13 protein-coding genes and 2 tRNA genes are annotated in these 19,864 nt (G+C 60.1%); 6 read left to right on the plus strand and 9 right to left on the minus strand.

Going from position 1 to position 19,864, the window contains the following annotated elements; translation table 11 throughout:
• Positions 1 to 126: 126 nt before the first annotated feature.
• Complete coding sequence (locus tag NMB39_RS05440; RefSeq protein WP_494339548.1) at positions 127 to 3,696, plus strand: ATP-binding protein; 3,570 nt, start codon at positions 127 to 129, stop codon at positions 3,694 to 3,696.
• Positions 3,697 to 3,971: 275 nt separating this feature from the next.
• Here the strand turns inward: NMB39_RS05440 and NMB39_RS05445 are convergent, their stop codons facing one another.
• Both NMB39_RS05445 and NMB39_RS05450 read right to left on the minus strand, forming a co-directional pair.
• Positions 3,972 to 4,337: a hypothetical protein gene (locus NMB39_RS05445; protein WP_156422407.1), complete on the minus strand. Its 366-nt coding sequence runs from the start codon at positions 4,335 to 4,337 to the stop codon at positions 3,972 to 3,974.
• 313 nt (positions 4,338 to 4,650) lie between these two features.
• A protein-coding gene (locus NMB39_RS05450; RefSeq protein WP_494339157.1) for an IS3 family transposase occupies positions 4,651 to 6,182 on the minus strand; the annotation gives its coding sequence in 2 pieces (ribosomal slippage) (positions 4,651 to 5,741 and positions 5,741 to 6,182; 1,533 coding nt in all).
• Between the two features lie 347 nt (positions 6,183 to 6,529).
• Here NMB39_RS05450 and NMB39_RS05455 point away from each other — a divergent pair.
• Positions 6,530 to 7,774, plus strand: coding sequence for an EAL domain-containing response regulator (locus tag NMB39_RS05455; RefSeq protein WP_057021664.1), 1,245 nt, complete (start codon positions 6,530 to 6,532; stop codon positions 7,772 to 7,774).
• On the opposite strand, the gene NMB39_RS05460 is transcribed toward NMB39_RS05455, so the two are convergent.
• Positions 7,743 to 8,405 carry a response regulator gene (locus NMB39_RS05460; RefSeq protein WP_057013216.1) on the minus strand — a complete coding sequence of 221 codons (663 nt, stop codon included), beginning with the start codon at positions 8,403 to 8,405 and terminating at the stop codon, positions 7,743 to 7,745. The two genes, NMB39_RS05455 and NMB39_RS05460, sit on opposite strands and share 32 nt — an antisense overlap.
• Before the next feature lie 207 nt (positions 8,406 to 8,612).
• Here NMB39_RS05460 and NMB39_RS05465 point away from each other — a divergent pair, with 207 nt between their 5' ends.
• Complete coding sequence (locus tag NMB39_RS05465; RefSeq protein WP_046069398.1) at positions 8,613 to 8,897, plus strand: DUF3509 domain-containing protein; 285 nt, start codon at positions 8,613 to 8,615, stop codon at positions 8,895 to 8,897.
• Between the two features lie 172 nt (positions 8,898 to 9,069).
• Here NMB39_RS05465 and NMB39_RS05470 read toward each other — a convergent pair whose 3' ends face one another.
• Positions 9,070 to 10,269, minus strand: a complete 1,200-nt coding sequence (locus NMB39_RS05470) for a CaiB/BaiF CoA transferase family protein (protein WP_043046867.1) — start codon at positions 10,267 to 10,269, stop codon at positions 9,070 to 9,072.
• A gap of 137 nt (positions 10,270 to 10,406) precedes the next feature.
• On the opposite strand from NMB39_RS05470, the gene NMB39_RS05475 reads away from it, so the two are divergent.
• Together NMB39_RS05475 and recJ are read left to right on the plus strand one after the other, a co-directional pair.
• Positions 10,407 to 10,949 (plus strand): YaeQ family protein, encoded by a 543-nt coding sequence (locus NMB39_RS05475; RefSeq protein WP_003193952.1) that lies wholly within the window; start codon positions 10,407 to 10,409, stop codon positions 10,947 to 10,949.
• Between the two features lie 157 nt (positions 10,950 to 11,106).
• Positions 11,107 to 12,816: a single-stranded-DNA-specific exonuclease RecJ gene (gene recJ / locus NMB39_RS05480; RefSeq protein WP_057021663.1), complete on the plus strand. Its 1,710-nt coding sequence runs from the start codon at positions 11,107 to 11,109 to the stop codon at positions 12,814 to 12,816.
• Between the two features lie 136 nt (positions 12,817 to 12,952).
• Here recJ and NMB39_RS05485 read toward each other — a convergent pair whose 3' ends face one another.
• The 4 genes from NMB39_RS05485 to NMB39_RS05500 all read right to left on the minus strand — a co-directional run bounded on the left by NMB39_RS05485 (position 12,953) and on the right by NMB39_RS05500 (position 17,484).
• The gene (locus tag NMB39_RS05485) at positions 12,953 to 14,233 is read right to left on the minus strand and encodes a virulence factor family protein (RefSeq protein ID WP_198720900.1); all 1,281 of its coding nucleotides are present in this window, start codon (positions 14,231 to 14,233) and stop codon (positions 12,953 to 12,955) included.
• On the minus strand, positions 14,233 to 16,875 hold the full coding sequence (mprF, locus tag NMB39_RS05490) for a bifunctional lysylphosphatidylglycerol flippase/synthetase MprF (RefSeq protein ID WP_198720899.1): 2,643 nt from the start codon (positions 16,873 to 16,875) through the stop codon (positions 14,233 to 14,235). Before mprF ends, NMB39_RS05485 begins: the two co-directional genes overlap by 1 nt.
• Positions 16,876 to 17,154: 279 nt before the next feature.
• Positions 17,155 to 17,231: transfer RNA gene (locus NMB39_RS05495), tRNA-Met, on the minus strand.
• A 176-nt stretch (positions 17,232 to 17,407) separates the two neighbouring features.
• A tRNA-Met gene (locus NMB39_RS05500) sits at positions 17,408 to 17,484 on the minus strand.
• A gap of 278 nt (positions 17,485 to 17,762) precedes the next feature.
• Between NMB39_RS05500 and dinB the strand changes: the two genes are divergently transcribed.
• Entirely contained in the window at positions 17,763 to 18,821 is a 1,059-nt protein-coding gene (dinB, locus tag NMB39_RS05505; protein ID WP_057021660.1) for a DNA polymerase IV, read from the plus strand.
• Positions 18,822 to 18,906: 85 nt separating this feature from the next.
• On the opposite strand, the gene NMB39_RS05510 is transcribed toward dinB, so the two are convergent.
• Complete coding sequence (locus NMB39_RS05510) at positions 18,907 to 19,860, minus strand: hypothetical protein (protein ID WP_306956379.1); 954 nt, start codon at positions 19,858 to 19,860, stop codon at positions 18,907 to 18,909.
• Positions 19,861 to 19,864: the final 4 nt, after the last annotated feature.

A 19,864-nucleotide genomic window follows, 5' to 3' on the forward strand; every position in this document is an offset into this window, starting at 1 on the left:
CCGCAGTTGATCAGATTACATCCGGCAGTTAGCTTTTTTGCAGTCGGCCAAGCCCGTCCTCGTGACGGGCTTTTTTATTTTGGCGAGCCATACTTGCTCACTTGCCCAATCAAGGAAATCCAATCGGTGCAGGTTTTGATCCAATGGACATGGCGGCTGATGTGCATGCTGTGGCTTACCCAAATACCGGCAGGCCTGGCGGCCGTCAGCCTGCCCTTCAAACTGGTGCCGGCATTTATCCCCCTTGAGCCGTTGCCCCTGGCGCCCGCCGAGCAGCAGTGGCTGGCGACGCACCGAACATTGAAGGTGGGCATTTCCATTGATGACTATCAGCCGATTGATATCACCCGCGACCGCAATCGCTACCAGGGCATCAGCGCCGATTACCTGAGCCTGGTCGGTGCTCGGTTGCAGGTGCCCATGCAGGTACTGGGCTTTGCCGAGCGGGCCCAGGCGGTTGAGGCGCTGCGCAGTGGGACTATCGATATCCTGACCAGCGCCAATGGCTATGAACGCGATGTCCCCGGGTTGCACTTCACCCAGGACTACATGCCCGATCAATCCGTGGTGGTGTTGCGTCGTGACGAGTTTCAAGACGACGACCTGGTGGGCAAGAAAGTGGTGTTGCTCGACGGCTACGCCAATGTGCATAACGTGCAAGCTGCCTATCCCGACAGCCACATCATGCTTGCGCCCAACCTTTACAGCGGCCTGGAAGCACTCAAGCAAGGCGATGCCGATGCGTTTATCGGCAATGAAGTGATCGTGCGCGCCTACAAGTCGCTGCGGCCCTATCTGGGCTTGCAGATCAAGGAGCAGAGCCGGCTGGCGCCCATCGGCTTTGCCTTCGCCACCCGTGCGGCCGAGCCGTTGCTGGGGGCGATGATGAACCGTGCCCTGGCGAGTATCGATGAGTCGGTGCAGCGTGAAATCCTCGCACGCTGGACCACCGGGCTCGGCGTCGGTTTCAGTGGCGAGCGTGTTGAACTGTCGGCCTCGGAACGCACCTGGTTATTGCAGCATCCCCATGTCGTGGTAGTGGCCCAACAGATGTCGCCCTACATATTCAAGGACAAAGACGGTCACTGGGTGGGCTTGAACGTCGACCTGTTGCATCGTATTTCGCGTATGACCGGTTTGCAGTTTGTCATCGAAGAAGTGCATTCCACCGCGCAAACCCTGGAGTGGCTGGAAACGGGCAGGGCGCAGATGAACACCACCCTGGCGGCGAATCAGGAGCGCAGGGCGTTGCTCGACTTCAGCCACGGTTTTGGCGGCTCCGGCTGGGTGTTTGTTGAACGCGCCGATACGGCGCCGCTGACCGGCTTGAAGCAGTTGGAGGGCAAGGTCCTGGCGCTGCCGGCGCGCCATGTGCTGGAGAATGATATCCGCCAGATGTACCCCCGGATCGAGCTGCGGCTGGTGGACAATTACGCCCAGGCCCGTGAGTTGGTGCAACGGGGTGAAGCGGCCGCCACCGTGCAGACCGAAGTGGAGGTACAGAGTTATACCGAGGACGGTTTGCGAATCGGCCGCAGTGTCGATGGCAAGTGGTCGTCAAACTGCCTGTCGGTGCGCAAGGATCAGCCTGAGCTGTTGAGCATCCTGAACAAAGCCCTGGAGGCCTTGCCGGTGGCCGAGTTGAGCGCGTTGCGCCTGCGTTGGATCGGCGCCGTGGCGATTCCGTTGCCGGCCTGGCAGCGGGTGCCGTCATGGGCTTATTGGACGGTGGCCACGGCGCTGTTGTTTGTGCTGGTGTCGCTGGTGTGGAACAGCCGGCTCAAGCGCCAGATCCGCCAGCGGCTGGAAGCCGAGCAGCGCCTCAATGACCAATTGGCGTTCAAGCGCGCCTTGCTCGATGGCATGCCCAACCCGCTGTTCGTCCGCGACCTGGCCGGACGGCTGATGACCTGCAACAAGAGTTATGAACAGCAACTGGCGACCCGGCTGGAGTTGATTCAGGGCCTGACGCTGATGGAGAGCGGGGTCATGCCCGAAGCCACGGCGGCGCGCTTGCACGCAGGCCACATGGAGCAACTGGCCACGCAGCAGCCGTTGTTTGTCGACCGGCAGCTGGAGTTCAACGGCGGCAGCTTGCACGTCTATCAGTGGACCGTCCCCTTCTTTGACGCCCAGGGCCGCTTGCAGGGGCTGCTGGGCGGTTGGATCGACATCAGCGAGCGCAAAGACCTGGAGCACCAACTGATGGATGCCCGCCAGGCCGCCGACGAAGCGAACTACGCCAAAAGTGCCTTTCTCTCCTCCTTGAGCCACGAGATTCGTACACCCATGACCGCCATCATCGGTTTGCTCGAGCTGGAACAAGAGCGCTGCCTGGCAAGCGGCCAGGCGGTGTCTGAAGCGCTGCAGGTGGCCCATCGTTCCGCACGCGAGCTGATCGCCTTGATGGGTGACAGCCTGGACCTGGCCAAGATCGAGGCCGGTCACCTGCAACTGGTTCCGCAGACCGTCGAGTTGAAGGGCTTTTTTGAAGGCATCCAGCGCCTGTTCGAAGCAACGGCACAAAAAAAGGGCCTGCATTTGACCCTGGCATTTGATCCGGCCGCCCAGGGCTATTACTGGTTCGACCCGCTGCGCTTGCGCCAGGTCATGCACAACCTGTTGGGCAACGCGTTGAAGTTTACCGAGCGGGGCGGGGTTCGCCTCAGTGTCAGTTGCCAGCGCGATGAGAACGAAGCCGAGCATCTGCACCTTTGCGTCGAGGACAGCGGCCCGGGGATCAGCGCCGAGCAGCAGCCGCGAGTGTTCAAGCCGTTTACCCAGGTGAGCGCATTGACCGCGGCGGAACATGGCGGTACCGGGTTGGGCCTGAGTATCTGCAAGCAATTGGTGGAGTTGATGGGCGGGCGCATTCACCTCGACAGCGTGATGGGCGAGGGCACGGTGGTATGCATTGACCTGCGCCTGGATCGGGTCAGCACCGATGATGTGCCGGCGACGCCGACCGCAACGTTGCCACCCATGGGGTGCAGCCTCTCGGTGCTGGTGGTCGATGACCTGGCGGCCAATCGCCTGGTGCTGGCCCAGCAGTTGCAGTTCCTCGGGCATCAGGTGATTGCCTTGGATTCAGCCGACGCCGCGTTGCAACGTTGGCGTGAGCAACATTTCGACGTGCTGGTGACCGATTGCCAGATGCCGGGCATGTCCGGGTATGCCTTGAGCGAGGCTATCCGGTGCATCGAAGCCGAGCAACAACGGTCTCGTTGCGCTGTGATCGGTTGTACCGCGAACGCCATGAACGATGAGCTGCAACGCTGCGAGGAGGCTGGCATGGATGAGCTGCTGGTCAAGCCTGTGACCCTGGAGCACTGGACCCGTGTGCTGGCCCGCGTGGCGTCGCAGCGGTCGTTCGACATCCAGGCCTTGCGCACCATGACCCAGGCCGACGGGCCGGTGCTGCGCAGCATGTTGCAGGAACTGGCGAAGAGCCTGGATCACGAACATGAGGTATTGGCGAGCGCCCTGGCCGAGCGTGACGTTGCGCGCCTGAATGCGGCGCTGCATCGGCTCAAGGGCATTTGCTCGCTGGTGGATGCCCTGCCACTGGCCAAGGCGTGCATGGCCCTGGAAAAATGTGCGCGCGAACAGCGCGGCGCCGATCTGGAGGAGCCTTGGTTGAAGTTGTCCGAGGTATTGAAGGTGTTTCGTCGCGACCTGCAGCCCTATCTGGATTGACTGCCGATGCCATGCAATGTGGGAGGGGGGTTGCCCCCAATGGCGGCGGGTCAGTCACAGATTTGCTTGCTGACACTCCCTCATCGGGGCATAGGTATCTACACAACTTTGGTGCGCTGCTGCTCCCTGGCAGCTTATAGCTATATGATTGATGCACCGCGATCCAAGTATGGGAGGGGGCTTGCTCCCGATGGCGGCCTGAGAGCCGACCAGGATGTTGGATCAGACCGAGTACATATCCGTTATTTAGGTAACGGCGTCTATGGGTTCCGCCCTTACGGCGGCTCACTTTGCAAAAGCGGCAAAGTAAGCAAAACGCTCTTGCCCCACCACTCGGCACCTCGCCCAGGCTCGGTGTGCCCTCTCTCCGGCTTGAATCCGTGGGCCGCCGTCATGGGCCATCCTTGGCCCAGGACGGCTAACCCGGCGTCCTGCCGGGTTGCCCACGGCTTCAAGCCTGCGTTCGGCCAGCGTGGTTTAACGGGGCGCCAGAGATCAAGATCAAAGGCGACTCGCTGCGCATCGCAGATACGCTGGCGGCGCTTCTGCTTTTCCGTAGGAGCGAGCTTGCTCGCGAAAAACCTGAGAACGCCGCGTTCTTTCTGGTTGCCCGTCTCATCGTTAACGACCTTCGCGGGCAAGCCCGCTCCCACGGGGTACGCGCACACTTCAACGCTCAGGTCGGCTATAAAGCCGCCTCGCTGTGTTTTTGATCTCAGGCGCCCCGTTAAACCACGCTGGCCGGAATTCGACAGGGATTTGGGGGGTAAACCGGCAGGGATGCCGGTTTAGCCGCCCCGCGCCATGGATGGCGCGTGGCGGCGGCCCCCCAAATCAATGTCGGATTACGGGCACACCGAGCCTGGGCGAGGTGCCGAGTGGTGGGGCAAGAGCCTTTTGGTTACTTTTGGGCTCTTCGGTACGTGTCAATGTATCTGTCGCCTTACTACTGTTTTAGCAACCCATTGCGGCCTTAGCATCCGGTCGCTCCGGGTTCAGATAAACAGCTTCTGCAAGCTGCCAGTTACGTGTGTCCCCGCTCCAGCGGCTGGGATTAGCCGCTTTAGCGGACTTGTACAGATCATTGCGGGCTAGCAGCAAAGCCGGCGCCTTACCCTCGTGGCGCTCGTTCGGCGTCACGTACTTCAAGGCGCTGTGGCGGTGTTCTTCGTTGTACCACTCAACAAATTTCTGCACCCAGAGCCTCGCTTGAGTCAGGTCGTCGAACGGCTGGTCTGGCCACAGCGGGCAATATTTGGCTGTGCGGAAAAGCGCTTCGGCGTATGCGTTATCGTTGCTAACCCGAGGGCGGCTGAAGGACGGTTCAACACCCAGCGAGATCATGCTTTCACGCAGCAGCGAGCCCTTCATCACATGCCCGTTGTCCGAGTGCAGAATCAACGGCCGACCCGCGGTATGCTCCCGTAAACATCCCTTTTCAAGTAGTGCACAAGCATGTTCTGAACATTCGGACTCATGTACTTCGTTGGTCACCAACTTGCGGCTGTAGATGTCCTTGACCATGTACCAGTAGTAAAAACGGCCCTTGATGGTGGTGGGTAACCAAGTGATATCCCAACACCACACCTGATTAGGGCCGTCGGCACGATGTGTGGTCAAAACTCTGCGCTTGGGCGCCTTCGCTCGACCACGGCGTGTGTTCTGATTCGCTTCTCTCATCACCCGATAAAACGTGGACTCCGATGCCAAATAAATGCCTTCGTCCGCTAGTTTTGGGACGATTTGATGCGGTGTCAGGCTCGCATAACCAGGTTGATTGGCGGCATCCAAAACAGCCTGACGCTCTAGAGCGCTAAGTTTGTTTGGCGGCGCTTCGCGCTGGACTGTCTGGCGTCTGTCTACTGCGCAGGTTCGCCAGCGCTGGACTGTCCGCAGACAAAGCCCAAGTTCATTACACGCCCGAAATCGGCGCGCCCCACTGGCTACTGCTTCGGCGATCAGCCCTAAAACCTGTATACGATCGGAGGCGCTGATCAGTCTTCCTCGTCCTTGCCCCAAATCGCATTGGCTTTTTTTCTGAGCTCCAGCAAAGCCACCGCCTCCTTGCGATTAGCGTCGGAGCGAAGCAGTTGCCGCTCAAGCTCCTTAATTGTTGTTTGCTCGACGGATTGCTTCTTAGAGGGCTGAGGATCAAGTGTGTCGTTGGCGTTCTGGCACGCTAGGCGCCATTGTTGAATCTGCTCAGGATAAATGCCTTTGATTCGGCAGTATTGAGAAAGCTCAACCTCGCTCAACGGTGCGGTTTCCATAACGGCATTAAACTTATCGGTACTGGACCACTGATCACTTGTCTTGTTATTGCCTGGAACGACCAAACCTTTATCTCTAGCCATTTGTCTCCAATCTCGTAGTGACTGTGGGGTGACGCCGATTGCAACGGCGAGTTCTGCCACCGCTCGATTAAGGGGCGGCATCATTTGCAGAACCGCCCAATCTTTGAAGTCATTGTCATAACATTTCGGCATTGCCAAACACCTTCGCCCCCTTGAATGATTGAGTCAAACATCAGAGGTGACAGATAGGCTGACACGGGGGGTCTTTTCAAAAGTGACCCGCTGTAAAAGCGGAACCAATAGTGGCCGTTACCTAAACAACGGATATGTACCCAGGACGAAAACCAACATCCTCGGCTGTCAGGCCGCCACGGGAGCAAGCTCCCTGGTTTGCTGCGCGACAGTGTCACATCGAAGATGTGGTGGGGACTCCCACATTTGATCATCCCTGAGACTGCATTTAGGACATGTCCTATGGGGCTGTGCGGGACATCTGAGTAGTGTGTCAGCCTCTGCCCCCAATGCCGACTCAATGACCCATGCGCTCTCTCAACGTCCTGATCCTCGAAGACAACCCGTTTCAACTGATGGCACTGCACCAGATGCTCAATGCCAATGGCGTGTTCAACGTACTGACCGCCGAGAATGTCGAAACGGCCCGCCAATCCCTGGACAGCAAAGGCCCGGTGGATATCGCCATTTGCGATCTATACCTGGAGCAGGGCGATGGCCTGGAGCTGATCCGCGAATTGGCCGAGCGCCGTCTGGCCCAAGTGCTGGTTCTGCTCAGTAATGCCGAGCCTGATGTGTTGGAAGGCGTTGCGAATATGGCACGGCAGATGGGACTCAAGGTATTGGCGTGCCTGCCCAAGCCGGCCTCGGCAACGTTGATCGGGCAAGTCTTGGCCGACTGCCAGGCGCACTTGCGCCCTGGGCCACTGGTGCTGTCCTGGGAGCGCGTGCGCCAGTTGCTGGGCTTGAGCGACAGCGAGCAGTTGCCGCCGTCGGCCGATATCAGCCAGGCCACTATCGCGGCGTGTGGCAGGGTCTGGTATCAGCCCATCGTCAGCCAGGCCGGTGTGCTTCAAGGTGTAGAGGCGCTAGCGCGTTGGCAGTTATCGGAAGGCGAACTGTTGCTGCCTGATGAATTCCTGCCGGTGCTCGAGTTTGCCGGCATGGAGGAGGCCTTTACCTGGCACGTGCTGGAACAGGCGCTCGGCCTCGCGAACCTGGTCATGGGCGAGACCGGCCAAGTGTTGCCGGTAGCGGTGAACATTCCTGGGCGCATGCTCGAGCGAGCGCACTTTCCCCAGGTGCTGCAAGGCTTGCTGCAACTTCACGGCGTGCCCGCCCACAGCCTGACCCTGGAACTGGTGGAAACCTCAACGTTGAAAACCGACAGCGCGCATGTCACCGGCCTGCTGCGCCTGCGCATGTTGGGTTGCCAGTTATCTATCGGTGATTTCGGCATGGGCGGCACCAGCTTGCAACATTTGCTGGAATTGCCGTTCACCGAACTGAAGATCCCCCCGGCCTTTGCCTGCGGGATGGCCAATGACGATCGTAAGGCCGCGGTGGTGGCGGGTGCCATGAGCATGGCCAAGCGGCTGAACATCGCCGTGGTGGTCACTGGCGTGGAAACTGCCGCCGATTATCACGCTGTGAGTGAGCTGGGAGCGGCGTGGCTGCAAGGCTGCTTCATTGCCCGACCGATGGACGCCGAGGCGCTCAAGCAATGGATCGCGTTCCAGGCTAGGCCAGCCCGTGTTCCTGCACATAAATAAACAGTGCGGCATCGTTGCCCAGCCCCAGCTTGCGCATGGCGCTGACTTTTTGCGCACTGACGGTTTGTTTGCTGCGATGCAGGTGTGCAGCGATCGCGCCTACGGTCATGCCACTGGCTAACAGGCGAATCACTTCCAGCTCCCGGGGTGACAGCTGTTCCTGGGAATGCAGGCGATCAGCGCCGACTTCCCCGGCCAGGCTCAGCGCCTGGCGAATGGTCTGGGCCACATAGGTGCGTTGCTGGCGCACTTGGCGGATTGCCTGCGGCAATTCATCGGCCAGGCTGGCCTTACTCAGCAGGCCCATGACGCCCAACGCCAGGATGGAATGAAACAGCCCGGCGTTATTGAGCATGGTCACCACCACAACGGGCAGGTTCGGATGGTGCCGGCGCAGTTGCTCGATCAGGCGCAACCCGTCGGCCTCCGGTTCGGCGGGCATCATGAAGTCGGTCACCAGCACATCGCAGGCACAGTGTTGCAGTAACGCACTGAGAGCCTGGGGTGAGTTCGCCTCGCCGACAATGCTGAGGTGCGGGTCACGCTCGAGCACGGCGCGCAGGCCAATCAGGAAAATCGGATGATCGTCGGCAATGACGACGCGCAAAGGTGTTTCAGACGCGGCTCTCAAGGCAGGCTCCCAGGATAATCCAGGGATTCTAGCCTGTGAGCGGGTGTTTTTTCTCTGTCATGTTTTCCGTGCATGCTCGTTTCCCTCAAGCAGCGGATTACACAAAAGGTAGAACTTTCTGCTTTGAGCACGGGTCACTTGAATGTCAGCATCTTCGTGACATTTTTGTTTTTCGAACCTTTTTCGAATGATTGAGTGGTGATCGAGATGGAAAGTATCAACCTATTGCTCAGTGAGGCACTGAGCCCTTATCAGGTTACGCTGACCACTTCTGGTGTGCGGGACGACTGCCTGGTAACCGTGAAGAATCCCGGTGGCGCCATTGTGGTTGAACGTGAAGTCGACCGTGGGCAGTTGATCGATAAACGTGCGTTGGTAGATGTGGTGGATTGCCTGCTTCGCGACCTGAAGATCGCCGAAGGGCGTCTGGAACCCTCGGTCATTGCAGCCTTGCGCAACGCCGCCCAGACCCGAGGCGGCGCACTGGCATGAAACATTATTTTTCTTCGGAACCTTCCTACGGGGCGGTCAGTCAGAGTTGGTATCAGCAAGAGCAATCATTGTGCTCCGGTGTTTGTTGCTTGCTGTGCGGGCCTTTTTTGTAGGCCACGTTTAACCCCGAGTTGTCTCCCCACTGCTCGGGGTTTCTTTTTGCCCGCGATTTTTAGATCGCACCATTCTCACGCAGGCGGGTAATAGCCGCCGCGTCGTAGCCCAGGGCATTGAGCACCACGCTGTTGTGTTCACCCAATTGCGGCCCGACCCATTCGCAGCTGCCCGGTGTATCCGAGAGCTTGGGCACTATGCCCGGCATCTTGAAGTCCTTGCCGCCTGGAAGTTGCGCCTTGAGGAACATTTCCCGGGCCAGGAATTGCGGGTCGCCCAGCATGTCTTCGGCGCTGTAGATGCGGCTGGCGGGCACCTCGGCCTTGTTCAGTTGCTCAACCACCTGGTCCAGTGGCAGCGAATTGACCCAGCGGTCGATCACGCCGTACAGCTCGTCGCGGCGCAGGTCTCGCCCGTCATTGCTGGCCAACTGTGGGTCATTCGCCAAGTCGTCACGCCCGATGGTGGCCATGAAGCGTTTGAAAATCGCATCGCCGTTGGCGCCGATCTGCACATGCTTACCGTCCGCACTGGTGTGGATCGAGGAGGGGGTGATGCCGGGCATGATGTTGCCGGTGCGTTCGCGAATAAACCCGAATACGTCGAACTCGGGGATCATGCTTTCCATCATGGCGAAGATGGCTTCATACAACGCCACATCCACCACCTGGCCCAGGCCGCCGTTGACTTCGCGATGACGCAGCGCCATCAACGCACCGATCACGGCCCACAACGCGGCAATCGAGTCGCCGATGGAGATCCCGGTGCGCACGGGCGGGCGGTCCTCGAAGCCGGTGATATAGCGCAAGCCCCCCATGGACTCGCCCACCGCACCAAACCCGGGCTGATCCTTCATCGGCCCGGTCTGGCCGAAACCCGAGAGGCGCACCATCACCAGCTTGGGGTTCAATGCATGCAGGGTTTCCCAGCTCAGGCCGAGCTTTTCCAGCACGCCGGGGCGGAAGTTTTCGATCAGGATGTCGGCGTCGGCCAGCAGTTGCTTGAGGATCGCCAGGCCATCGGGGTGCTTGAGGTTGAGGGTCAGCGACTGCTTGTTACGCGCCTGCACGAACCACCACAACGAGGTGCCCTCATACAGCTTGCGCCATTTGCGCAGCGGGTCGCCGCCGTCCGGCGATTCGACCTTGATCACCTCGGCACCGAATTCAGCGCAGATCCGCGACGCGAATGGGCCGGCGATCAATGTGCCCAGTTCTATGACTTTCAGACCGGCAAGGGGTTTGGCATTCAGCGACATGGGGATCCTTACAAGTGCGGGACGGAGGTATCTTGCTTTTTAACATAGGCGAGCTGCCCGGATGCAGCGCAGTATTCGTTGAATGACCTCGCCATCGGTTAGACTGGCCTCCTTTCCTTGTCTCTAGAAGCCCGTTCATGGCCCAGCCGTCCACGACCTACAAATTCGAACTCAACCTCACCGACCTCGACCGCTCGGTGTATGAGAGCGTCAAACAGACCATCGCCCGCCACCCTTCGGAAACCGAAGAGCGCATGACCGTGCGCCTGCTGGCCTACGCCCTTTGGTACAACGAGCAGTTGGCGTTCGGGCGTGGCCTGTCAGATGTAGACGAGCCGGCCCTGTGGGAAAAAAGCCTGGATGATCGGGTTTTGCACTGGATCGAAGTCGGCCAGCCGGATGCCGACCGCCTGACCTGGTGCTCGCGCCGCACCGAGCGCACCAGCCTGCTGGCCTATGGCAGCCTGCGTGTGTGGGAAGGCAAGGTGGTGCCGGTGGCCAACAACCTGAAGAACGTGCACATCGCCGCCGTGCCCCAGGAAGTGCTCGAGACCCTGGCCAAGGACATGCCGCGGGTGATCAAGTGGGACGTGATGATCAGTGAAGGCACAATCTTCGTGACCGACGACCGTGGTCAGCATGAAGTGCAACTGCAATGGCTGGTTGGCGAGCGTGGTTGAAAAGGTGGGAGCTGGCATGCCTGCGATGCATACCACTCGGTACATCAGACACACCGAGTGGATGCCATCGCAGGCAAGCCAGCTCCCACACTTGATTTTTGTTGCGTTCAATATCTGTGTTTAACCGATGTATTAGAAGAGAAGCACCCGTCGCCCCATGCGTATCGATCCCCGCCCATTGCCCGCCGTCCTGCCATTCCTCGGTGAATTGCCGCCGCTGTTGACCCGTCTCTACGCCGCACGCGGGGTGCAATCGGAAGCCGAGCTGGACAAGAGCCTGGCGCGATTGATTCCCTACCAGCAGCTCAAAGGCATCGACGCGGCGGTGGACTTGTTGGTGACCGCCTTGGAGCAGCGCCAGCGCATCCTGATCGTTGGTGACTTCGACGCCGATGGCGCCACGGCGAGCACCGTGGGCACCCTGGGCCTGCGTCTGCTCGGGGCGGCCCATGTCGACTACCTGGTGCCCAACCGCTTCGAATACGGCTACGGCCTGACCCCGGAGATTGTCGCGGTGGCGCTGCAACGCGAACCGCAGTTGCTGATCACCGTGGACAACGGTATCTCCAGCGTCGAAGGCGTGGCGGCGGCAAAGGCGGCGGGATTAAAAGTGCTGGTGACCGACCATCACCTGCCGGGCGATGAACTGCCGGCGGCGGACGCCATCGTCAATCCGAACCAGCCGGGCTGCGGGTTTCCCAGCAAGGCCCTGGCCGGGGTCGGGGTGATTTTCTACGTGCTGATGGCCTTGCGTGCGCGTTTGCGCAGCTTGGGCTGGTATGACAACAGCCCACAGCCGAACATCGGTGAACTGCTCGACCTGGTGGCCCTGGGCAGTGTCGCCGACGTGGTGCCGCTGGACGCCAACAACCGCATCCTCGTCCATCAGGGCCTGGAGCGTATCCGTGCGGGTCGGGCGCGACCCGGGATCAAGGCGATCCTCGAAGTAGCCAAGCGCGATCATGCCCGCATCACCTCCACCGACCTGGGTTTTATCCTCGGCCCGCGTCTGAATGCGGCCGGGCGCCTGGATGATATGAGCCTGGGCATCGAATGCCTGCTCACTACCGATGTTGCCGCCGCACGGGAAATGGCCGCGCAACTGGACGGCATGAATCAAGACCGCAAATCCATCGAACAAGGCATGCAGCGCGAGGCCCTGGCCCAGCTCAAGGACTTGCCGGTGGAGTCGATGCCGTACGGCTTGTGCCTGTTCGACCCGGAGTGGCACCAGGGGGTGATCGGCATCCTCGCGTCGCGCATGAAAGAACGTTACTTCCGCCCGACCATTGCCTTTGCTGACGCGGGTGACGGCCTGCTCAAGGGTTCTGGGCGTTCGGTGCAAGGCTTTCATATCCGCGATGCGCTGGCGGTTGTCGCCAGCCAGCATCCCAACCTGATCAGCAAGTACGGCGGTCACGCCATGGCCGCCGGGCTGACCCTGCCCGAGGCGAACTTTCCGCTGTTTGCGCAAGCCTTTGATGCCGAAGTGCGCCGGCAGCTGCGCGAAGAAGACCTTACCGGCCGCTTGCTCTCCGACGGCACTTTGGCTGTGGAAGAGTTTCACCTGGAACTGGCCCGCGCCCTGCGTCACGCCGGTCCTTGGGGGCAACACTTTCCGGAGCCGTTGTTTCACGGTGTGTTCCAGTTGGTGGAGCAGCGGGTAGTGGGGGAGCGGCATCTGAAGGTGGTGCTCAAGAGCGAATGCGGGTCAGTGAAGCTCGATGGTATCGCCTTTGGCGTGGACCGCGAGGTGTGGCCGAACCCGACCGTGCGGTGGGTAGAGTTGGCTTATAAGCTGGATGTGAACGAGTTTCGCGGCAATGAGACTGTACAGCTGATGATTGCCCACATCGAACCACGTTAGATATTCCTGACAATGCAAGACAAATGTGGGAGGGGGCTTGCTCCCGATAGCGGTGGATCAGTCATACATCATTGACTGACACCCTGCTATCGGGAGCAAGCCCCCTCCCACATTGGGTCCTGTGTGCAGCCTGGAGCTACTCGGCTTTGGCCTGGTGCTTGACGATAATATCCACCAAGCGCTTAGCCAGCGCCGGGTAGTTCTCATCGAAGTGATGCCCGCCCGGCAGCTTCATGGCTTCGCCCACTGCGGTCTTGTCGGTGCAGCCACTCTCGTCGACTTCTTCCGCACCATAGATGCATACGACCTTCTCTGGCGGCAGCTTGGCCATTTCCGGGCCGGTCGCGGCTTCTTTGCCGGCGTTACCCAGCCAGCCTTCCACTTCGATTTCAAAGCTGCCGGTGCGGGCGAAGGCCAGCAGGATGATTGCGTCGACCCGTTGCTGTTCGTTTTCCGGCATACGGTTGTAAATGGCTGGCAGTACATCGGCGCCGAACGAATAACCGGTCAGCACGAAGCGTTTGGTGCCCCATTTCTGCCGGTAGTGCTGCATCAGCTCAGTGAGGTCCTTGGCGCTTTGTTCCGGGGTCTTGTGCTGCCAGTAGTAGCGCAGGGTGTCGATGCCGACCACCGGGTAACCGATCTTGGCCATCTCGCCGGCCACGTCGCGGTCCAGGTCGCGCCAGCCGCCGTCACCGGAAAGGAACAGGGTCACGGTGTCCTTGGCTTGGCCAGCGGGTACTTCCACCACTGGAATGGCCAGGCCGCCGTTGTCCGAACCTACCAGTTGCTTGCGCAACTCGTTGTTCAGGATTTGCGGGTAATGAATGTCGTAGTCGCTGATGCTGGTAGTGGCACGCGGAGTGTCGCGTACGAAGCTGGCGCTTTCATCGTCAGGATTATCGTTCCACGCCACCAGCCAGTTGCCATGGGCGGCGGTTTTCGGCAGCGGGTCCTTGCAGCCTTCCTGGGTCAATGCGAAGCCCACCGAGATGGCGTTGGCCTTGTCATCGTTCTGGGTGGCCAGCCAGCGCCAGGCGAGTGCGGCGCCAGGGCCGATGCCGCTGACCAGGCTCGCCGGGCCCTTGAGCTGGGCCAGGGCGCCTTGCAGGGCTTGTTCCTGCACTGTGCAGTCAGCCTTGGGCAGCACCACCTGGATGATCTGTGCCGCGCCGCCCTGGCTCAGGGCAATCAGCTGGCTGTCGGTCAGGGCTTCATCAGCCATCACCGCCACGGCTACACGAGCTTTCGCGTTGCTGGCCGGGGTCACGCGGGTCATCACCGAGCCGTCGGCCTGGGGCAATTGCTCCAGGGTCGGTTGCGGAGCAGGGCGGTTCCAGTACCAATAGCCGCCACCCAGGATCAGGGCGAGCAGCACTACAAAGGCCAATACATACCGCCAGGAGCGTCGAATCATCAGCGTTTCACCAATCCAGTCAAGCCGCCCGCGATCAGGGCGGCGGTATCGGCCAGTGCCACCAGCGGATCAAGTCCTGCGGGCACGGCCATGTAACGGGGTTCCCAGTCAGGCTGGAACTTGTCTTTGAAGCGGCGCAGACCTTGAAAGTTATACAGTTGCTCGCCACGACGGAACACCATCGAGCCCAGGCGCTGGGTCAACGGTGCGCCACGCCGCGGTTGCAGGCCCGACAACGGCACCATGCCGAGGCTGAAGCGGGCGTAGCCGTGGTTCTTATAATGTTGAATCAGGCCCACCATCATGAACTCCATGGTCAGCTTGGGCGCGTCCGGGTGGGCACGCATCAGGTCAAGGCTGGCCAGGTCATGGTTGTAGGTTTCGAGCAGGTTGGCAAAGGCCACCGGGCGCCCTTCGAAGCGAATGATCGCGATACGGAAGTGCTTGAGGTAGTCGTCGCTGAAACGGCCCAGGGAGAAGCCCTTTTCCCGCACATTCTTACCTGTCAGCCAGGCATCGGAGATAACTTTTAATTCATCCATCGGCGCCTGGCCGGGTTCGAAGATTTCCAGGGACAGGCCGTCCCGGGTGCCACGGTTCCAGGTGTAGCGCAAATCCTTCATCTCTTTGCCCTTGGCTTCCAGGTCAAAGCGTTTCAGGTCGACGCGGGCTTCTTCGCCCAGCTTGATCGCGGTGAGGCCGATGTCCATGTAGTACGGCAGGTTCTCGGCACGGACCTGATAGAACACCGGGCGGGCATGATGGATGTCGCACAGGTCACGGAACTGCCAGATCATCTCGGCACGCGGTTGGGTCGGGCCGATCGGGTCGTACAGGGCCACCAGGCTGCGTCCGCGACGAGCGTACATCAGGAAGGCTTCGTCGTTGGGGTGGAACAGCAGCGCCTTGTCGCCAGTCAGCGCCAGGCCGCCGTCGGGCTGGGAGGAGGCCATCAGGATCTTGGTGGCGCGCTCCAGTTCTTCCGGCGTCGGCAAGTGGATGACCGGGCGTGCAGTGCGCAGCAGCCAAGTCAGCGACACGATGACCAGCAGTACCGCGGCACCCAGCAATGAGCGCAAGCCACGTGGGGCGTTGGCGTCGAGAGTGAACTGCCACCACAGTTGATGGCTGTAGGGCACGTCCTGATAGGCGAAGAGCAGCAACCAGATCGAAGCGCCGAGTACACAGACACTGGCCACCAGGTACAACGGCGAAAAAGGCAATTCGGTCAGGCGGCTGGCGCGATAGAACGAGCGACGGAAGATCGCCAGCAGCACCGCAGTCATGGTCATCAGGCTGGCTTCTTCCCAGTCGAAACCTTTAAGCAACGAGAGTAGGGCGCCTACCAGCAGTAACACCATGGTCAGCATCCAGGCCGCCGACAAACGTCGACGCAGGCCCTGGGCGAGCAGCAGGCATAACACGCCGATCAGGCTGGCACCAAAGTGCGAAGCGTCAATCAGGCGGTGGGGAATCAGGAAGCCGATGTTTTCCAGGCGTGAGTCGATTTCTGGCGTGGCGCCGGAAAACAGCAGGACCACGCCGGACAAAAAAACCAGTACGGCCAGTACTGGCGCCGCCAGCCCCGAGGCCACCCGCAGGCTTTGCTGGGTCTGGAATAGACGCTGGGCCTCGTTGACCAGCAGGAACACACAGGCGATCAACAGCGGCAGGACCACGTAGATCATCCGGTACAGCAGCAAGGCTGCAGCCAGGGGCGCGGCACCGAGTTTGTCGGCGAAGGCCGCCAGCAGGATCGCTTCGAATACACCCACGCCTCCCGGTACGTGGCTGAGTACCCCGGCGGCCAGGGCCAACAGGTACACCAACAGGAACGGGCCGAAGGGCGGCGCTTCCGGCAGCAGCATATAAAGGACGGCGGCAGCGGCGGCGACGTCGAGCGCGGTGATGACCAGTTGCAGGAAAGTCAGGCGTCGGCCCGGCAGGCGCAGGGTGCGACGCCCGGCCTTGACCAGCAGGTTGTCGGGGTAGGGTTGTTCCGGCAGGCGTCGACGATAGATGCCGATGCACAACGCGGCCGACAGCAACAGCACGGCACCGGCGACACCGCCCAACAGGCTTTGCGGTAGATGCAGGTAAGTGGATGCCGCCGGCAAGTTGCTCAGGGTGGCCAATGCAGCCAGTGGCGGCAGAGCACAACCCAGGGCCAGGCTGGCAAACACGGTCATGCGGGCGACTTCCGAAGCGCCGATGCCATGCCGTGCATATAAACGGTAGCGCACCGAGCCGCCCGAGAGCATCGACAAACCAATGGCGTTGCCGATGGCAAAGGCGGTGAAGCCACCCAGGGCCAGGGTCTTGGCGGGCAACTTCACCCCGGCATAACGGGCACCGGAGAATTCATAGCCGAGCAGGATGACGAAGCCGGCGACCGCCGCTGCAAACGCGCCGAGCAGGGCTGGCTTGGGCACCTCCAGGATCGAGTCATGCAGGGCATAGAGATCCAGTTCCAGCAGCAGGTGTCGGCAAGCGATCAGGGCGATAGCAAACAACAGCAGCGTAACCGCCAGGCCGATGGGCTGCCGGTACTTGCTCAACAGATCCAGCCAGCGCAAGCGGGTGGGCGTGATCGGTTGTTCTGCTGTGACGGTGTCTTGTGGTTCAGACGAGTTGGCGCGCATCAATCACCTCGTGGATTGTGCGCGACAGGATGGGGGTATCCAGCCAAGTTACCAATCCCTATGGACAAAATAATTACAAATATTAACGCGGATCACCGGGTGGGGCGACTGCGGCCATTGGTCGTAGAGGGAAGCGCTTGAGCATCGAGCCTAGCGTGCAATGAGATGGACTCTACAAACCCTGTACGGTTTCATGAAAGATGCCATGTCATTGTTTCAGGAGAACTTTTTCACCGGATACAAAAAAGGCCACTCTTTCGAGTAGCCTTTTTTGATGTTTGGTTGCGGGAGCCGGATTTGAACCGACGACCTTCGGGTTATGAGCCCGACGAGCTACCAGACTGCTCCATCCCGCGTCTGTGGGCGGCATTCTACAGCCCAGCGGCAAGGTGTCAACCGTTAATGCACCGATGGGGCCAATTAGTGCGAATTATCCTGAAATCAAGGCGTTGGCGCGTTTTTGGTAAGAGGGGTGATGAAAAACAGACGCGCACAAAAAAGGCCACTCTTTCGAGTAGCCTTTCTTGATGTTTGGTTGCGGGAGCCGGATTTGAACCGACGACCTTCGGGTTATGAGCCCGACGAGCTACCAGACTGCTCCATCCCGCGTCTGTGTGTCGGCATTCTACAGAGGAACGCGAGTGTGTCAACCCGTTAATCGAAGAAAAGCGCTTGTGCTTCAATCGGTTAGCTCAGCAAAGTGCGGCCTTGAACCGCTCGGGGCCAGTCAGGCCGAGGCTTTCAGCTCTATCGGAAGGCTGAATTCGATTGAGAAAATAAATTCATCTGGGAAACTTCCTACCATTTGGAAGGAAGAATCAAACTACTGGTGCTATATACAGGTGTGAATGCGATACTGCCCACCCGTTGGTTCACACCCCGTTTATATGACGCAGCGCAAAATCATCCACGTCGATTGTGATTGCTTCTACGCCGCCATTGAGATGCGCGATGACCCGAGCCTGGCGCAAAAGCCCTTGGCCGTGGGTGGCTCGGCGGACCGTCGGGGCGTGATCGCTACCTGTAACTACGAGGCGCGGGCGTACGGGGTTCGTTCTGCCATGTCGTCGCGCCACGCCTTGAAACTGTGCCCGGACCTGACCATCGTCAAGCCGCGCATGGATGCCTATAAAGAAGCATCGAAGGAAATCCAGACGATCTTTCGCGACTACACCGACTTGATCGAGCCGTTGTCGCTGGATGAAGCCTACCTTGATGTCTCCGACAGCCCGCATTTTGGCGGCAGTGCCACGCGCATTGCCCAGGATATACGCCGCCGCGTTTCCAACCAGCTGCATATCACCGTGTCTGCCGGTGTGGCGCCGAACAAGTTTTTGGCCAAGATCGCCAGCGACTGGAAAAAACCTAACGGCCTATTCGTGATCACCCCGGACCAAGTCGAAAACTTTGTTTCGCAGTTGCGCGTCAGCAAGTTGCACGGCGTCGGCAAGGTCACGGCGGATAAGCTCGCACGCCTGGGTATCGAAGACTGCCTGCAGTTGCGCGAGTGGAACAAACTGGCGCTGGTGCGCGAATTCGGCAGTTTTGGCGAGCGCCTGTGGAGCCTGGCCCGTGGGATTGATGACCGCGTGGTGCAGAACGACAGCCGTCGACAATCCATCAGTGTGGAAAATACCTACGACGTGGACTTGCCGGATCTCTCAAGCTGCCTGGCGAAACTGCCTGAGCTGATGGAAACCCTGGCCGGGCGGATGGCGCGCATAGACAGCAGCTACCGGGCGGGCAAGCCGTTTGTAAAAGTGAAGTTTCATGACTTTACCCAGACGACACTGGAACAGGCCGGGGCAGGGCGGGATCTGGAGAGTTATCAACAGTTGCTGACCCAGGCGTTTAACCGTGGGGGGAAACCGGTGCGATTGCTGGGGATTGGGGTGCGGTTGCTGGATTTAAGTGGCGGCAACGAACAACTCGAGTTCTCCTGGTAGAAACCGGGATTAAAGAGTGTGGGAGATTCAAGTGTGGGAGGGAGCAAGCCCCCTCCCACATTTGATCTCCATCAGGCTGCAGATTTCAGCGTGCGCCAGGATCCGCCACCAACCGCCCCGCATCCTTGGTCAACGCCTGCAGGAATTCCTGCTGCAATTCCGGATCATTGCGGGTCAGTTCAATCAGGCTTTGTTCCAGTTCGCTGGCCTCTTCTTCCAGGCCCAGTTCCGACAGGCGCTTGACCCGGTGTACCCACTGGTTCACTTCGTCATCTTCCAGGTCGTCGTAGATCAGCCCATGGGCTTCCAGCAATTTGCCGCGCAGGCTGTTGCTGACCGCCAGGGTCGAGTCCGTATGCACGTCATCCTGGCCGTCTTCGACGCTGATCTTCAAGGTGGTGACGCGGTTCAGGTCTTGCTCGGCAAATGGGCTGTCCAACAGGTTCAGGCGTAGTATGCCGTTGCGGTCGGTGGTCAGCTCATGGGTCTGCTTGCCGGCGGTGACCTGTACCGGGCGTTCGCTCCAGGGCAGGCTCGAGTACTCCAGGCGCTTGTCACGCTGGACTTCATCGATAGCTGCCAGGTTCTGTTGCGCACGGCCGTGGGATTGCACGTTCATGAACGGGTTGATGCCGTCCACGCCGTAGCTCAACCAGTCACGGGTCACGCTCGTGGGCAAGTTGCCGAGGGCGAAGATATTCGCCACGTTGGCGCCCACGCCGGCCACCAACGCCACGGCGCCCAGCGGCATCTCGTAGAGTTTGCGCCAGGGCTGGTAGGGCGTGTAGCGGTCGTAACGACGGGTGACTTCGAATTCGGTGACCTCGAAGGTCTTCTGCTCATGAATGCGAACCCGGCGTTGCGGCAGCTCCAACACTTTGGGTTCGCCGACATCGATCTGCAGGCTGTGGTCGAGCAACTTGCGCTCGATCCGCTCCTCGTGCTCACTGCGTTGCGACATCTGATTGGCGCAGCCGCTGACCAGCAGGGCGCCGCACAAGGCGGCGCCCCCCAGGGTTCTGCTGTGTGGCTTGAACATGACG

This window comes from Pseudomonas sp. FBCC-B545, assembly GCF_059134095.1.

Bases quoted from the DNA above. Each gene is read 5' to 3' on its own strand.
- NMB39_RS05455 (WP_057021664.1), top strand. From the start codon at position 6,530: ATGCGCTCTCTCAACGTCCTGATCCTCGAAGACAACCCGTTTCAACTG.
- NMB39_RS05465 (WP_046069398.1), top strand. From the start codon at position 8,613: ATGGAAAGTATCAACCTATTGCTCAGTGAGGCACTGAGCCCTTATCAG.
- NMB39_RS05470 (WP_043046867.1), bottom strand. From the start codon at position 10,269: ATGTCGCTGAATGCCAAACCCCTTGCCGGTCTGAAAGTCATAGAACTG.
- NMB39_RS05475 (WP_003193952.1), top strand. From the start codon at position 10,407: ATGGCCCAGCCGTCCACGACCTACAAATTCGAACTCAACCTCACCGAC.
- recJ (WP_057021663.1), top strand. From the start codon at position 11,107: ATGCGTATCGATCCCCGCCCATTGCCCGCCGTCCTGCCATTCCTCGGT.
- NMB39_RS05485 (WP_198720900.1), bottom strand. From the start codon at position 14,233: ATGATTCGACGCTCCTGGCGGTATGTATTGGCCTTTGTAGTGCTGCTC.
- mprF (WP_198720899.1), bottom strand. From the start codon at position 16,875: ATGCGCGCCAACTCGTCTGAACCACAAGACACCGTCACAGCAGAACAA.
- dinB (WP_057021660.1), top strand. From the start codon at position 17,763: ATGACGCAGCGCAAAATCATCCACGTCGATTGTGATTGCTTCTACGCC.
- NMB39_RS05510 (WP_306956379.1), bottom strand. From the start codon at position 19,860: ATGTTCAAGCCACACAGCAGAACCCTGGGGGGCGCCGCCTTGTGCGGC.